The following is a 14,718-nucleotide window of genomic DNA, read 5'->3' as shown; positions in this document are numbered from 1 at the left end:
TATCCGTGACCGAACAGATCACGCTGCCCACCGCACCCGACTTCCTGTGGGGCGCCTCGACCGCCGCGCACCAGATCGAGGGAGGCAACGTCAACAGCGACTGGTGGGCGAAGGAGCACGTCGCCGGGACGCTGTGCGCGGAGAGCTCCGGCGACGCCGTCGACAGCTACCACCGCTACCCCGAGGACGTTCAACTGCTCGCTGACGCCGGCCTGAACGCGTACCGCTTCTCGATCGAGTGGGCGCGCATCGAGCCCGCCGAGAGCGAGATCTCGCGGGCCCAGCTCGCGCACTACCGGCGCATGATCGACGCGTGCCTGGCCGCGGGCGTGACACCGGTGGTCACGCTCCTGCACTTCACGCTCCCCCGGTGGTTCGCCGAGCGCGGCGGCTGGTTCGCGCCCGACGCCGTCGACACGTTCAGCCGCTACGTCGAGACGGCCACGCAGATCCTGGGCGACGTCGGACACGTGGTCACGATCAACGAGCCCAACATCACCTCGATGATGCTCGGCGCGAGCCGCCGCACCAACCTCGACGCCGCGGGGCTCGCCGCCCCCGACCAGGCGGCGTCCGAGGTCCAGGCCACCGCGCACCGCCGCGCCGTCGAGATCCTGCACGGCCTCGGACACGTCCGGGCCGGCTGGACCATCGCCAACCAGGTGTTCCAGGCGGCGCCCGGGGCCGACGCCGCCCGCGACGCCTACGCCTACCCCCGCGAGGACTTCTTCCTCGAGGTCGCGCGCGGCGACGACTTCGTCGGCGTGCAGAGCTATCTGCGCACCATCATCGGGGCCGACGGCGAACCCCTGCCCGTCGCCGACGACGTCGAGACCACCCTGACCGGCTGGGAGTACTACCCCCAGGCGCTCGGCGAAGCCCTGGAATACACACATCGCATCACCGGTGGGGTCCCGATGATCGTCACCGAGAACGGCATGGCCACCGCCGACGACGCCCGCCGCATCGACTACACCCGGGAGGCGCTCGCTGGCATGGCCCGGGCGATGGCCGGTGGCTGCAGGGTCGAGGGCTACCTGCACTGGTCCCTGCTCGACAACTACGAGTGGATGAGCGGCTTCCGGCCCACGTTCGGGCTGGTCGCCGTCGACCGCACGACGTTCGAACGTACGCCCAAGCCGAGCCTCGCGTGGCTCGGCAAGGTCGCGCGCACGGGCGAGCTGCCCGCGTGAGGCCCGGCCGACGCCGTCCGCCCGTCCACCGACCGCACGACCTGTCACGACTACGACGACGTAGAGGAGACGCATCATGAGGAGCTACCTCAGCAGGCACAGGACGGTGGTCGCGGCGGCCGCCGTCGCCGCCCTGACGTTCACCGCCGTCCCGGCGAGCGGGAGCACAACCGGGAGCACCAGCGCCGTGGAGGCTCCACGCACCTCCGGCGGCGACCGCCGTCAGCTGCACACCTGGGCGGCCGACACGTGGCGTTCCTTCGACGCCCTGGTCGTCGAGGAGACGGGCCTGCCCGACGACAACATCGGCGGCGACCTCGACCCGGGCAGCCGCGGCGGGTACACCTCGCCGACGAACATCGGCGCCTACCTGTGGAGCACGGTCGTGGCCCGCGACGTCGGGCTGATCGGGCGGGCCGAGGCGCGTGAGCGGCTGGCGACCACCCTGGACACCGTCGCCGGGCTGGAGAAGCACGAGCCCAGCGGCATGTTCTACAACTGGTACGACCCGGCCACGGGCGCCAAGCTCACGACGTTCCCGACGAGCGGCGACCCGGTCAAGCCGTTCCTGTCCAGCGTGGACAACGGCTGGCTGGCCACGGGCCTGCTGCTGGCGAGCCGCGCGGAGCCGTCCCTCGCCGGAGCGGCGGACGCCGTCCGCGAGCGGATGGACTTCGGCTGCTACTACGACCCGGCGCAGAACCAGATCCGCGGCGGGTTCTGGGACGCCGACCCGCAGGAGACGGCGCCGGTGCCCGGCGACTACTGCGGGATGGGCGCCGACGTCTGGTACACGGGCCACCACTACGGCGCGTTCAACACCGAGCCGCGGATCGCGTCGTACCTGGGCATCGCCGAGGGGCAGATCCCGGCGAAGCACTACTTCGGCACGTACCGCACGTTCCCCGACAGCTGCGACTGGGACTGGACCGAGACGCGGCCGACGGGCGAGTGGGCGGAGTACCTGGGGGTCGACGTCTTCGAGGGCGCCCTGCCGTACCGGGGCATGCGGGTGGTCCCGACGTGGGGCGGCAGCATGTTCGAGGCGCTGATGGTGCCGCTGTTCGTGCCCGAGGAGATTTGGGGGCCGCGCTCGTGGGGCCGCAACCACCCGTTGTACGTGCGCGGGCAGATCGAGCACGGCATGCGAGAGGCGGGCTACGGATACTGGGGCTTCTCGCCGTCGAACGACCCGGCGGGCGGGTACCGCGAGTACGGCGTCGACCAGCTCGGGCTGGACGGGCCGGGCTACACCTCGGACCAGGAGCGCACCGCCGTCAACCAGCCGTACGAGGGCTGCCGGGACGGCTCCCCCGCACCTACTGAGTACGGCGACGGCGTCGTGACGCCGCACGCGTCGTTCCTCGCGCTGCGGTACGCCCGCGGTGAGTCGATGGCGAACCTGCGGCGCATCGCGCGAGACTTCGACGCCTACGGCCCGGGCGGCTTCTACGACGCCGTGGCGGTGCGCAGCGGCCAGGTCTCGCAGCGGTACCTGGCGCTGGACCAGGGCATGATCATGGCCGCGCTCGGCAACGAGCTGGCCGACGACGCGATGCGCCGCTACGTCGCGCCGGGCGCGCTGGCGGAGAAGGTCCGCCCTCTGATGAAGATGGAGGAATTCTCCGTAGGGTGGGACGGGTGACCGCCGTGGACCTCGCCTCGCGCCTGGGGCGCACCGTGCTCTACCAGATCTACCCGCAGTCGTTCGCGGACGCGAACCGCGACGGCATCGGTGACCTCGCGGGTATCACCGAGCGGCTGGACTACCTCGCGTGGCTGGGTGTGGACGCGATCTGGCTCAGCCCGTGCTTCGTCTCTCCGTTCGCCGACGCCGGGTACGACGTCGCGGACTTCTTCCAGGTCGCGCCCCGCTACGGCACGAACGAGGACATGGCCCGGCTCACCGAGGAGGCCGGGAGCCGTGGCATCTCCGTGCTGCTCGACCTCGTGGCGGGCCACACGTCGGACCAGCACCCGTGGTTCCGGGCGTCCGCCGACGACCCGGAGGACGACCGCTTCGTCTGGAGCGAAGTGCCCGTGGACGGTTTCCAGCCCGGGCTGGGCGCGCGCGGCGGGTACTACCGGCCCAACTTCTTCCCCGTGCAGCCCGCGCTGAACTACGGGTACGCGCGCCCCGACCCGGCCGAGCCGTGGCGTCAGCCGGTCGACGCGCCCGGCCCGCTGGCCAACCGGACGGCGCTGCGCCAGATCATGGCGTACTGGTTCGACCTCGGAGTCGCGGGCTTCCGCGTCGACATGGCGTCGTCGCTGGTCAAGGACGACCCCGGCCACGTGGAGACCAGTCGCCTGTGGCACGAGACGCGTTCCTGGCTGGACGCGACCTACCCGGGCCGCGTGCTGATCAGCGAGTGGGGCGACCCGCGGGTCGCCGTCCCGGCGGGCTTCCACGTGGATTTCTTCCTGCAGTTCGGCGGGGACGACGACGGCCTCCCGTTCCGGTCGCTGTGGAACAACGGCGCCGGGACGGTCAACCCGTCGTGGGGCGATCTGCCTCCTTGGGCGGGTGCGGACGGCGCCGGGGACGCGAGCACGTTCGTCCAGGCGTGGCAGGCCGCGGCGGACGCCATAGCGGCCACCGAGCGCGGCGGGGTGGTGGGTCTGCCGACGTCGAACCACGACTTCACGCGGCTGGTGGCGGGCGCCCGGGACGCGGAGCAAGCCCGGGTCGCCCACGTGCTCACGATGACCTGGCCTGCCCTGCCGTCGGTCTACTACGGCGACGAGATCGGCATGCGGTACGTGCCGGGCACGCCGACACTGGAGGGCTCCCGCCTGAGCCCCACGTACGACCGGGCGGGCTCGCGCACCCCCATGCAGTGGGGTGACCTGCCGGCGGGCACGTTCGGCCCGGGCAGTCCCGCGACCTCCGCGTACCTCCCGCAGGATCCCGACCCGGCCCGGCCCACGGTCGCCGGCCAGCTCGAGGACAGCGGCTCGCTGCTGCACCTGGTGCGGGAGCTCATCGCCCTGCGGCATCACGACGACCGCCTTGACGTCGCCGCGCCCACCGAGGTGCTGGCCACCGCCTACCCCCTGGCCTACCTCCGGGGCGGCACGCTCGCGGTCGTGCTCAACCCGGGCCGGGCCGCCGTCAGCCTCCCGCTCGACGGCGCCGCGAGCGCCCGGCCGGTCGTCGCCCGGGGCTGCAAGGTGGAGGCGGGCGGCGACGGAAACGGCGTCGTGCACCTCGACGGCCACGGGTACGCCGTCCTGGACCTGGCAGCCGGAACGACCATCACATGACCCGGCCGCCGACCCGCGTCCAAGGCCGCCGAACCGAACGTTGCCGGTCGATCAGCCTCCGGATCGACACGTAGCCTTCGGTTCGGCGGCGGCGCGTGTCGGCGGCCGGGTTAGCCTTGGGCCCGTGGAACTGATCCGTAAGGGCAAGGTTCGCGAGGTCTACGCGGACGGCGACGATGTGATCCTGGTGGCTTCCGACCGCGTGTCGGTGTACGACGTCGTACTGCCGACGCCCGTGCCCGACAAGGGCGCGATCCTGACCCAGCTGTCGCTGTGGTGGTTCCGGCAGTTCGCCGACCTGGTGCCCAACCACGTGATCAACGAGGAAGTGCCTGAGGAGTGGGCCGGGCGCGCCATCCGGTGCAAGCGGCTGGAGATCCTGCCGGTCGAGTGCATAGCGCGCGGGTATCTGGCGGGCGGGGGCCTGGACAGCTACCGCCAGACGGGCAGCGTTTCCGGCGTGGCATTCCCGCCCGGCCTGGTGGAGGCCGACCGCCTGCCGCGGCCCGTCTTCACGCCGTCGACCAAGGCGGACCAGGGGCATGACGAGTACGTCTCCATCGAGGAGATCGCCGAGGAGCTGGGCGAGGAGACCACGACCCGCCTGCGCGACCTGACGCTCGCGATCTACGACCGGGGGGCGGAGATCGCCCGCGAGCGTGGCGTCATCATCGCCGACACGAAGTTCGAGTTCGGGGTCGACGCAGACGGCGTCCTCACGCTCGCTGATGAGGTGCTGACGCCGGACTCCTCGCGCTTCTGGAAGGCGAGCGAGTACGAGCCGGGCCGGCAGCAGTGGTCCTACGACAAGCAGTTCGTGCGCGACTGGTCCTCGACCCTCACGGACTGGGACCGCACGTACCCCGGCCCGGCGATCCCGGACGACGTCGTCAAGGAGACCCGCGCCCGCTACGTGGAGATCTACGAACAGCTCACCGGCGAGCGCTGGGCCTCATAGCCGCCTTCCCCGCACGACGGCGCGGCTCGAACAAGCGTGTCAGTGTCTCCGGCTAGCCTCTGCTCCGTGAGCACCACCGCTTCCGCATACCAGGCAACGTTCGAGGAGCTCGGCACGCCGCTGCGGGACGTGACCTTCGTGGTGGTTGACCTGGAGACCACCGGAACCAGCGCCAAAGAGGGCGGCATCACCGAGATCGGCGCCGTCAAGGTGCGCGGCGGCGAGGTGCTGGGCGAGTTCCAGTCGCTGGTGAACCCGGGACAGCCCGTCCCGGCGTTCGTCGCGCGCCTTACGGGCATCACCAACGCGATGGTCGCCACCGCGCCGGACATCGCGCTGGTGCTGCCGAGCTTCCTCGAGTGGGCGCGCGACACGGTGCTGGTGGCGCACAACGCGCCGTTCGACGTGGGTTTCCTGAAGGCCATGTGCGCGCGGCTCGACTACGAGTGGCCCGGGTTCACCGTCGTGGACACGGTGCCCCTGGCCCGGCGCGTGGTTACCCGCGACGAGGCGCCCAACCACAAGCTGTCCACGCTCGCGAACCTGTTCCACGCCAGTGTCTCCCCCGACCACCGGGCTCTGGCCGACGCGCGCGCGACCGTCGACGTCCTGCACGCGCTCTTCGACCGCCTTGCGCCGATGGGGATCACGCACCTCGAGGACCTCGCCACGGCCGCCGACCCGGTGCCGCCCGAGGTGCGCCGCAAGCGGCACCTGGCCGACGACCTGCCCGACGCTCCGGGCGTCTACCTGTTCCGGGGGCCTGGCGACGAGGTGCTGTACGTCGGCACGTCGGTCAACATCCGCAAGCGGGTGCGCTCGTACTTCACCGCCGCCGAGAAGCGGAGGCGGATCTCGGAGATGGTGCGCATCGCCGAGCGGGTCACGCCGGTCGCGTGCGCCACCCCGCTGGAGGCGCAGGTGCGCGAGCTGCGGCTCATCACGGAGCACGCGCCGCGCTACAACCGACGCTCGAAGTTTCCGGAGCGGCACTCGTGGGTGCGGCTGACAGACGAGGCCTACCCGCGCCTGTCGGTCGTGGGCGGCGTCGTGGCGGGCGCCGCGCACATCGGCCCCTTCGGGTCCCGCCGCACGGCGCAGGAGGCCGTGCACGCCCTGCACGACGCCCTGAACCTGCGCCAGTGCACCGCCCGCATCCCGCTGGTCTCCAAGCGGCCCGGCAGCCCGTGCGCCCTGGCGGGCATGGGCCGCTGCTCCGCCCCGTGCGTGGCGACCGAGACACCCGACACGTCCTACGCGGGTGTGGCCGACGCCGCCCGCCGTGCCCTCACCGGTGACCCCGCCCCCGTAGTGCGCGCGCTCTCCGACCGGATAGCCACGCTCGCCCACCAGGAGCGGTACGAGGAGGCGGGCGAGGTCACGCGGCGTCTGCGCGCCTTCGTCTCGGGTGCGCACCGGGCGCAGAAACTGGATCCGCTGGCCCGCTGCGCCGAGCTCGTGGCGGCGCGCCCGTCCGGCATCGGCGACGCTCCGGGCAAGCCCGGGGGCTGGGAGATCGTGGTGATCAAGCACGGCCGGCTCGCCGCCACCGACGTCTCCGCGCCGGGTGCGAACCCGCTCCCCCTCGTCGACGCGCTGCGCACGACGGCGGAGCACGTCGAGCCGCCCGTGGCGCCGGCGCCGGCCGCGCACCCCGAGGAGACCGACCTGCTGCTCGCCTGGCTGGACGCGCCGGGAGTGCGCCTGGTGCACGTCAGCGACACATGGGCCTGCCCGGTGCGCGCGGCCGGCGCCCATGCGGACCTGACGTGGGCGTCGGACCGCGTACGCACCGAGATCGGCGCGGCGCACGATGTTCTTGACGCCGCGCCCGCACCGGAGACCGAGAACCCCCTGCAGGTGGATACGATGACGGCATGCTGACCGCGATCGTCCTCATCGACGCCGAGACGTCCCGCATCCCCGAGGTCGCGCAGGAGGTCGCGAACATCGACGGTGTGAGCGAGGTCTTCTCCGTGACGGGCAAGGCCGACCTCGTCGCCATCGTGCGTGTGCCCGAGCACGAGCAGCTCGCCGGTGTCGTGTCCGACACGGTGAACAAGGTGTCCGGCGTGCAGAACACCGAGACCCTCATCGCCTTCCGCGCCTTCTCCAAGGCGGACCTGGAGCAGGCGTTCGCGCTCGGGCTCGACGACTGACCGGATCCGACGACTGACCTGGCGCTAGCGCTTCCGCCGCCCTCCTGCGGCGCCGGCGCCGGTCGGCTCCTTCGCCTCGATCTCGTCGTGCTGCGCGTGGGAGTGTGCGGCCTCGAGCTCGGCGGGCGTGACGGGCGCGACCCGGTCCTCGTAGAAGAACTGGGACAGCCTCTGCCAGCGCCGGTCGGACTTGTAGCCCTTGCGCCGGACGCCGCGCGCGTCCATGGCGGGCTGGATCTCCAGCGGGACGGGTGAGTCGTAGTTGACGCGCAGCCAGCGCTCCTCCTCCTCGAGCGGAGCGTGCACCTCGATGTACTCGCCGTTCGCGAAGCGCACGATGCGGCCCGACTCGTGCCCGTGCAGCACGAGCTCGCGGTCCTTGCGCTGCAGCCCCAGGCACACACGTTTGGTCACCCAGAACGCGAACACCGGGCCGACGAAGAACAGCACGCGCAACGCCCAGGTGATCACGAAGATGTCGAGCGAGAAGTGGGTGGCGATGAGGTCGTTCGTGGCGGCCAGGGCACAGACGATGAAGGCGACGAGCAGCGCGACACCCACACCCGTGCGCACCGGCCGGTTGCGCGGGCGGTCGAGCACGTGGTGCTCACGGTGGTCCCCGGTGACGCGGGCCTCGAGGAACGGCCACGCGAACAGGAGCGTGAATAGGATGCCCGGCACGATCACCGCCGGGATCAGCAGGTTCATGCTCAGTGTGAACCCACCGATGACCCACTCCCAGCCCGGCCCCGGCATGAGGCGTAGCGCGCCGTCGACGAACAGGATGTACCAGTCCGGCTGCGTGCCCGCCGAGACCGGCGACGGGTCGTACGGCCCGTAGTTCCACACGTTGTTGATCGACATCGTCGCACCCATCAGGGTCAGCACCCCGGCGATGATGAAGAAGTTACCCGTCATCTTGGCGACGTACACCGGCGCCGCCGGGTAGCCCACGACGTTCTTGTCGGTGCGGCCGGCCCCGGGGTACTGGGTGTGCTTCTGCAGCACCATCAGGAACAGGTGCAGCCCGATCAGCAAGATCAGCAGAGCGGGGATCACGAAGATGTGCAGGGTGAACAGCCGCGGGATGATGTGCCCGCCCGGGAACTCAGCGCCGAAGACGATGAACGACATGAACGAGCCGATCACCGGGATCGACTTCACCACGCCGTCGATGATGCGCAGGCCGTTGCCGGACAGGACGTCGTCCGGCAGTGAGTAGCCGGAGAAGCCGGCGGCCAGCGCCAGGATCAGCATGGTCAGGCCGACGATCCAGTTGAGCTCGCGCGGCTTGCGGAACGCGCCCGTGAAGAAGATCCGGAACATGTGCACCACGATCGAGCCGACGAAGATCAGGGCCGACCAGTGGTGGATCTGCCGCATCAGCAGACCACCGCGGACCTCGAACGACATCTCCACGGTCGAGGCGAACGCCGCCGACATCAGCTGGCCATGCATGGACGCCGGGTGCTCGCCCTCGTAACGCACCAGCGCCATCGACGGCTCGAAGAACATCGTCAGGAAGAACCCGGAGGCGACCAGGACGACGAACGAGAACAGGGCGATCTCGCCCAGCATGAAGGACCAGTGGTCCGGGAAGACCTTGCGCGCGAACTCCTTGACCAGCACGCCGATGGAGGTGCGCTGGTCCAGATAGTCGGCGGTCTTGCCGATCGCGGTGGTCGGACGCTGCGGCTTTGCCACGTCATCACCCCTGAGGTAGGAGATACGCGCCTATCGGTCCCTGCCTACCCAGTAGACACCGAGCCGGGCGCTGCTTTCCACCCATGACGACGAAATAGCCGGGCGATCCGTGACACGACAGATCCGGTGCACCCCGGGAATGTTCCCCGCAGTGCACCGGATCCGGTCCGGTGGTCAGCCGGTCGAGCGGTCAGCCGGTCAGGCCGACGGGACGACGAGGCCCGCGGTCTGCGTCTTGGCCCGCCCCAGGCGCTCGGAGACGTTGCTCCAGGACACCAGGTTCCACCACGCCTTGATGTAGTCCGGGCGCACGTTCAGGTAGTCGATGTAGTAGGCGTGCTCCCAGCAGTCCAGCATGAGGACCGGGGTGAGCGCGAAGGGGATGTTGCCCTGCTGGTCGAACAGCTGCACGACGACCAGCTTCTGACCGATCGAGTCCCAGGCCAGGACGGCCCAGCCGGAACCCTGCACACCGGCGGCAACGGCCGTGAAGTGCGCCTTGAACTTATCGAACGAGCCGAAGTGCTCGTCGATCGCCGCGGCGATGTCACCGGTCGGCTCGCCGCCGGCCTCGGGCGCCATGTTCGTCCAGAAGATCGAGTGGTTGATGTGACCGCCGAGGTTGAACGCGAGGTCCTTCTCGATCTTGTTGACGTTTGCCAGGTTGCCCGACTCGCGGGCCTCCTCGAGCTGCTCCAGGGCAGTGTTCGCGCCCTTGACGTACGTCGCGTGGTGCTTGGAGTGGTGCAGCTCCATGATCTTGCCCGAGATGTGCGGCTCGAGCGCGGCGTAGTCGTAGGTGAGGTCAGGGAGCGTGTAAACAGCCATTGCTGAGGTACCTCCAGGATCGGTCCGCACACCGGACGGTGCGCGGGGGAAGACGCCGTCCTGGTCGTGCGCCGGTGTGGTGCCCGCCGGGACGGCAATGGCCCGTGTCCCCGGCCGCAGTCGCGGACCGGGAGACACAGGCCATCGCTTGGTGTCGCAGGTTGCTCAGTGCTCCCGCGAGGTGGATCCGGCACCGGCCTCGACGGCCTGGCGCTCGGATCCGTCGAGCTGGTCGTGCTCGCCGTGCGAGTGCGCGGCCTCGACCTCCGCCGGGCTGACGGGCGCCACACGGTCCTCGTAGAAGAACCGGGACAGGCCCTGCCAGCGCTTGTCGGAGGCGTAACCCTTGCGCTTCACACCGCGGGCATCCGTCTTCGGGGCGATCTCCAGCGGGGCCGGAGCCTCGTAGTTGACCCGCAGCCACCGCTCCTGCTCGTCGAGCGGGGTGTGCACCTCGATGTACTCGCCGTTGGCGAAGCGCACGATGCGGCCCGACTCGTGGCCGTGCAGCACCAGCTCGCGGTCCTTGCGCTGCAGGCCGAGGCAGATCCGCTTGGTGATGTAGTACGCGAACACCGGCCCGACGAAGAACAGGATGCGGAACACCCACGTGATCGAGTTGATCGACAACCCGAAGTGCGTCGCGATGAGGTCGTTCGACCCGGCCAGCGCCAGGATGATGAACGCCGCCAGGAATCCGACGCCCAGGCCGGTGCGTGCCGGCTTGTTGCGCGGCCGGTCCAGCACGTGGTGCTCACGCTTGTCGCCCGTGACCCGCGCCTCGAGGAACGGGTACACGATCAGGAACGTGAACAGGATGCCCGGGATGACCACGGCCGGGACCAGGACGTTCAGCGGCAATGTGTAGCCGAAGATGACCCACTCCGTGCCCTGCCCGGGCATCAGGCGCAGCGAGCCCTCCAGGAACAGCATGTACCAGTCCGGTTGTGCACCGGCGGACACCGGCGACGGGTCGAACGGGCCGTAGTTCCACACGTTGTTGATCGACATCGTGGCGCCCATCAGGGTCAGCACGCCGGCGATGATGAAGAAGTTGCCCGTCATCTTGGCCACGTACACCGGCGCCGCGGGGTAGCCCACCACGTTCTTGTCCGTGCGGCCACCGCCCGGGTACTGGGTGTGCTTCTGCAGCACCATCAGGAACAGGTGCAGCGCGATCAGGGCCAGCAGGAGGCCCGGGATCACGAAGATGTGCAGGGTGAACAGGCGGGGCACGATGTGGTGGCCCGGGAACTCGCCGCCGAAGATGAAGTACGAAAGGGGCGAGCCGATCAGCGGGATCGACTTGACCACGCCGTCGGTGATGCGCAGACCGTTGCCGCTCAGGACGTCGTCGGGCAGCGAGTAGCCGGTGAAGCCGGCCCCCAGGCCCAGGATCATCAGCAGGATGCCGACGATCCAGTTGATCTCACGCGGCTTGCGGAACGCGCCGGTGAAGAACACGCGCATCATGTGCACCACGATCGAGGCCATGAAGATCAGGGCCGACCAGTGGTGGATCTGCCGCATGAGCAGACCGCCGCGCACCTCGAACGACATCTCGAGGGTCGAGGAGAACGCGACGGACATGAGCTGCCCGTGCATGTTGGCCGGGTGCTCACCCTCGTAGGTGGTGAGCGCCATCGACGGCTCGAAGAACATCGTCAGGAAGAAGCCCGAGGCGATCAGGACGACGAACGAGAACAGGGCGATCTCGCCCAGCATGAAGGACCAGTGGTCCGGGAAGACCTTGCGCGCGAACTCCTTGACCAGCACGCCGATGGTCGTGCGCTGGTCGAGGTAGTCGGCCGCCTTGCCGACGGGCGTCGTCGGCTCGGCCGGTGCCTCGCGCTTGGTGTCGTGGGTCGCGGTGCTCACTTCAGGCGCTCCCAGAAGCTCGGGCCGATGGGCTCGGCGAAGTCGTCCTGCGCCACGAGGTAGCCCTCGTCGTCGACCGTGATCGGCAGCTGCGGCAGCCGGCGGTTGGCCGGACCGAAGACGACCTTCGCGCTGTCGGCGATGTCGAACGTCGACTGGTGGCACGGGCACAGGAGGTGGTGGGTCTGCTGCTCGTAGAGCGCCACCGGGCAGCCCACGTGCGTGCAGATCTTCGAGTAGGCGACGATGCCCTCGTGGGACCAGGTCTCGCCCTCGGGCGACTGGTCGGTCCGGAGGTCCTCCGGGTTCAGGCGCACCATCAGGACGACTGCCTTGGACTTCTCCGTGATCCACTCGTGGGTCTCGCGGAACTCCTCGGTGGTCTCCGGGATGACGTGGAACACGGAGCCCACGGTGACGTCGGAGGCCTTGATCGGGCGGCCCGACGGGTCGATCGCGAGGCGCGTGCCGTTCTTCCACATCGTGTGCTTGAACTTCGAGATGTTCCAGTCGCCGCCCACGGAGCCGATCAGCGGCACCGCGATGGCCAGCGGGAAGAGCGCCAGGGCGCCGAAGAACGCACCCTTGAGCACGCCCCGGCGTCCGACGACGCCCGAGTCCTGGAGGCCGTCGTTGAGGTCCCTGACCGCGTCCGCGCGGGTCTCGTCCGACGACGCGAGCGGGTGCCGCTCCTGGACCATCTCGCGGTCACCCATGAGCGACTTGGCCCAGTGGATGCCGGCGACGCCGATGCCGAGCAGCGACACGGCGAGGCCGAGACCGAGCAGCAGGGTCGACAGGCGGACACCCGACGTCGTGCCGTCCGGCGGGACCATGATGTAGGCGACGATCGAGCCGATGGTGCCGAGCACCGACAGGACGAACAGGAACGTCACCGTCCGCTCGGCGCGCTTGGCCGCCCGCGGGTCCGTGTCGGTGAGCCGGTGCTTGTGCTCCGGGACGCCCGGGTCCGTGAACCGCTCGGCGGGCCCGACGACGGTGCCTGCCTCAGGGGCGACCGTCACCTCGCGCGAGGTGTCGGCTGGGGGGTTCTGGTTCTCGCTCACGAGGACTTTGCTCCGATCCACACTGCTGCGCCGATGAGCAGGCCGAGGCCGATCGCGAAGGCCCACAGGCCTTCGGACACCGGGCCGAGGGCGCCGAGCGCGTTACCGCCGGCCGAACCCTCGCGCTGCTCGACGAGGAACGAGACGATGTCGCGCTTCTCGTCCGGCGTGATGTTCGCGTCGTTGAACACCGGCATGGACTGCGGGCCGGTGAGCATCGCCTGGTAGATGTTCCGCGGCGACGTCTCCCACAGGGCGGGGGCGAACTTGCCCTCGGAGAGCGCGCCGCCCGCACCCACGGCGTTGTGGCACATGGCGCAGTTGGTGCGGAACAGGGCCATGCCGTTGGAGGCGTCACCCAGCGCCGGGTCCACCTGCTCGTCCGTGGGGATCGCAGGGCCGGCACCCAGCGAGGCGACGTACCCGGCCAGTGCCGCCGTCTGCTCCTCGTTGAACTGCGCTGGCTTTGCCTGCGCCTGGGGACCGGTCATCTGCATCGGCATACGACCGGTCGACACCTGGAAGTCGACGGCGGCAGCGCCGACGCCCACCAGGGACGGCACGCCGTCGGTACCCTCCGCGTCCGGACCGTGACAGGTCGCGCAGTTGGCCTGGAACAGCTTCTTACCGGTCTCGATGTCCGCGGTGCTGACGGTCTCGGCCTTAGCCGTGCTCGGAGCCAGGGCGGCATAGATGCCGCCCGTGGTCAGCAGCGCCAGCAGCAGGAGCACGACCGGCGCCAACCGGTGGTGCCTGCGGGCGGCGAGTGCCTTCACGAAAATGTCCTCGTCTCGCTGTGAGTGTTTGAGCTTCTGTGTCATGAACCTATGCCACCGCACGTGGCCACGGTGCACGCAGGCCCGGGGGCTTGGGCGCCACGCGTGTCACTGCAGCAGGTAGATCACCGCGAACAGCGCGATCCACACCACGTCGACGAAGTGCCAGTAGTAGGACGTGACGATCGTGGTGGTGGCCTCGTGGTGACCGAAGCGCTTGGCGGCGAACGAGCGGCCGAGCACGAAGAGGAATGCGATCAGGCCGCCGGTCACGTGCAGGCCGTGGAAGCCGGTGGTCATGTAGAAGACCGAGCCGTACGCGCTGGACGAGATCGTCAGGCCCTGGTGGACCAGCTCGGTGTACTCGAAGATCTGGCCGCCGATGAAGAACGCGCCCATCAGGTACGTCATCGTGAGCCACTCGTGCATGCCCCAGGTCCAGAACTGGTAGAGCTTGCCGGAGCGCGCCGGCTTGAACTGCTCCGCCTTGAAGACCGCCCACTGGCAGGTGAAGGAGGACAGCACCAGGACGATCGTGTTGATCGTCGAGAAGGTGATGTTCAGCTTGTCCGCCTGCAGCGCCCACTCCTCGGCAGGCATCGTCTGCCTGACCGTGAAGTACATCGCGAAGAGCGCGGCGAAGAACATGAGCTCGCTCGCGAGCCAGACAATCGTCCCGACCGAGACCGGGTTCGGACGATTGACTGTCACGTGCTGGTGCGTAGGGGTGGCTGCAGCCGTTGCGGTCGACACGAGAGCCATTATGGCCGACGTTCGAGTGTCCCGAACGCCGAAGGGCCGGAGACGCTCGCGTCGAATCTCACAAAGTCCTTTCAACGCCCTACCTGCGGCGTCTCTTGCTGACGCGATTCGGCAGAGTGCCATGAA

12 protein-coding genes are annotated in these 14,718 nt (G+C 69.6%); 6 read left to right on the top strand and 6 right to left on the bottom strand.

Annotated elements, in window-relative coordinates:
• Positions 1-5: 5 nt before the first annotated feature.
• The 6 genes from EW117_RS24775 to EW117_RS24750 all read left to right on the top strand — a co-directional run bounded on the left by EW117_RS24775 (position 6) and on the right by EW117_RS24750 (position 7,577).
• Complete coding sequence (locus tag EW117_RS24775; RefSeq protein WP_207212032.1) at positions 6-1,193, top strand: glycoside hydrolase family 1 protein; 1,188 nt, start codon at positions 6-8, stop codon at positions 1,191-1,193.
• A gap of 76 nt (positions 1,194-1,269) precedes the next feature.
• Positions 1,270-2,838 carry a glucoamylase family protein gene (locus tag EW117_RS24770; RefSeq protein WP_129789404.1) on the top strand — a complete coding sequence of 523 codons (1,569 nt, stop codon included), beginning with the start codon at positions 1,270-1,272 and terminating at the stop codon, positions 2,836-2,838.
• Positions 2,835-4,460 carry an alpha-amylase family glycosyl hydrolase gene (locus EW117_RS24765; RefSeq protein ID WP_129789403.1) on the top strand — a complete coding sequence of 542 codons (1,626 nt, stop codon included), beginning with the start codon at positions 2,835-2,837 and terminating at the stop codon, positions 4,458-4,460. Before EW117_RS24770 ends, EW117_RS24765 begins: the two co-directional genes overlap by 4 nt.
• Positions 4,461-4,584: 124 nt before the next feature.
• Positions 4,585-5,418 (top strand): phosphoribosylaminoimidazolesuccinocarboxamide synthase, encoded by an 834-nt coding sequence (locus EW117_RS24760; RefSeq protein ID WP_129789402.1) that lies wholly within the window; start codon positions 4,585-4,587, stop codon positions 5,416-5,418.
• Between the two features lie 66 nt (positions 5,419-5,484).
• On the top strand, positions 5,485-7,302 hold the full coding sequence (locus tag EW117_RS24755; RefSeq protein WP_242504533.1) for a DEDD exonuclease domain-containing protein: 1,818 nt from the start codon (positions 5,485-5,487) through the stop codon (positions 7,300-7,302).
• The gene (locus tag EW117_RS24750) at positions 7,296-7,577 is read left to right on the top strand and encodes an Lrp/AsnC family transcriptional regulator (protein ID WP_129789400.1); all 282 of its coding nucleotides are present in this window, start codon (positions 7,296-7,298) and stop codon (positions 7,575-7,577) included. The genes EW117_RS24755 and EW117_RS24750 overlap by 7 nt, the downstream gene beginning before the upstream one ends.
• Before the next feature lie 24 nt (positions 7,578-7,601).
• Here the strand turns inward: EW117_RS24750 and qcrB (EW117_RS24745) are convergent, their stop codons facing one another.
• From qcrB (EW117_RS24745) to ctaE, 6 genes are all read right to left on the bottom strand, one after another.
• Entirely contained in the window at positions 7,602-9,281 is a 1,680-nt protein-coding gene (gene qcrB / locus EW117_RS24745) for a cytochrome bc1 complex cytochrome b subunit (protein ID WP_129789399.1), read from the bottom strand.
• A gap of 198 nt (positions 9,282-9,479) precedes the next feature.
• The gene (locus EW117_RS24740; RefSeq protein ID WP_129789398.1) at positions 9,480-10,109 is read right to left on the bottom strand and encodes a superoxide dismutase; all 630 of its coding nucleotides are present in this window, start codon (positions 10,107-10,109) and stop codon (positions 9,480-9,482) included.
• A 165-nt stretch (positions 10,110-10,274) separates the two neighbouring features.
• Positions 10,275-11,987: a cytochrome bc1 complex cytochrome b subunit gene (gene qcrB / locus EW117_RS24735; RefSeq protein WP_129789397.1), complete on the bottom strand. Its 1,713-nt coding sequence runs from the start codon at positions 11,985-11,987 to the stop codon at positions 10,275-10,277.
• On the bottom strand, positions 11,984-13,054 hold the full coding sequence (qcrA, locus tag EW117_RS24730; RefSeq protein ID WP_129789396.1) for a cytochrome bc1 complex Rieske iron-sulfur subunit: 1,071 nt from the start codon (positions 13,052-13,054) through the stop codon (positions 11,984-11,986). The genes qcrB (EW117_RS24735) and qcrA overlap by 4 nt, the downstream gene beginning before the upstream one ends.
• Positions 13,051-13,830 carry a cytochrome bc1 complex diheme cytochrome c subunit gene (gene qcrC / locus EW117_RS24725; RefSeq protein WP_129789395.1) on the bottom strand — a complete coding sequence of 260 codons (780 nt, stop codon included), beginning with the start codon at positions 13,828-13,830 and terminating at the stop codon, positions 13,051-13,053. The genes qcrA and qcrC overlap by 4 nt, the downstream gene beginning before the upstream one ends.
• 108 nt (positions 13,831-13,938) lie before the next feature.
• Positions 13,939-14,592: an aa3-type cytochrome oxidase subunit III gene (gene ctaE, locus EW117_RS24720; RefSeq protein ID WP_129789394.1), complete on the bottom strand. Its 654-nt coding sequence runs from the start codon at positions 14,590-14,592 to the stop codon at positions 13,939-13,941.
• Between the last annotated feature and the right edge of the window lie 126 nt (positions 14,593-14,718).

Source organism: Promicromonospora panici (genome assembly GCF_900608595.1).
Classification (GTDB): Bacteria; Actinomycetota; Actinomycetes; order Actinomycetales; family Cellulomonadaceae; genus Promicromonospora; species Promicromonospora panici.
This window is presented reverse-complemented; position numbering and strand designations above follow the sequence as displayed.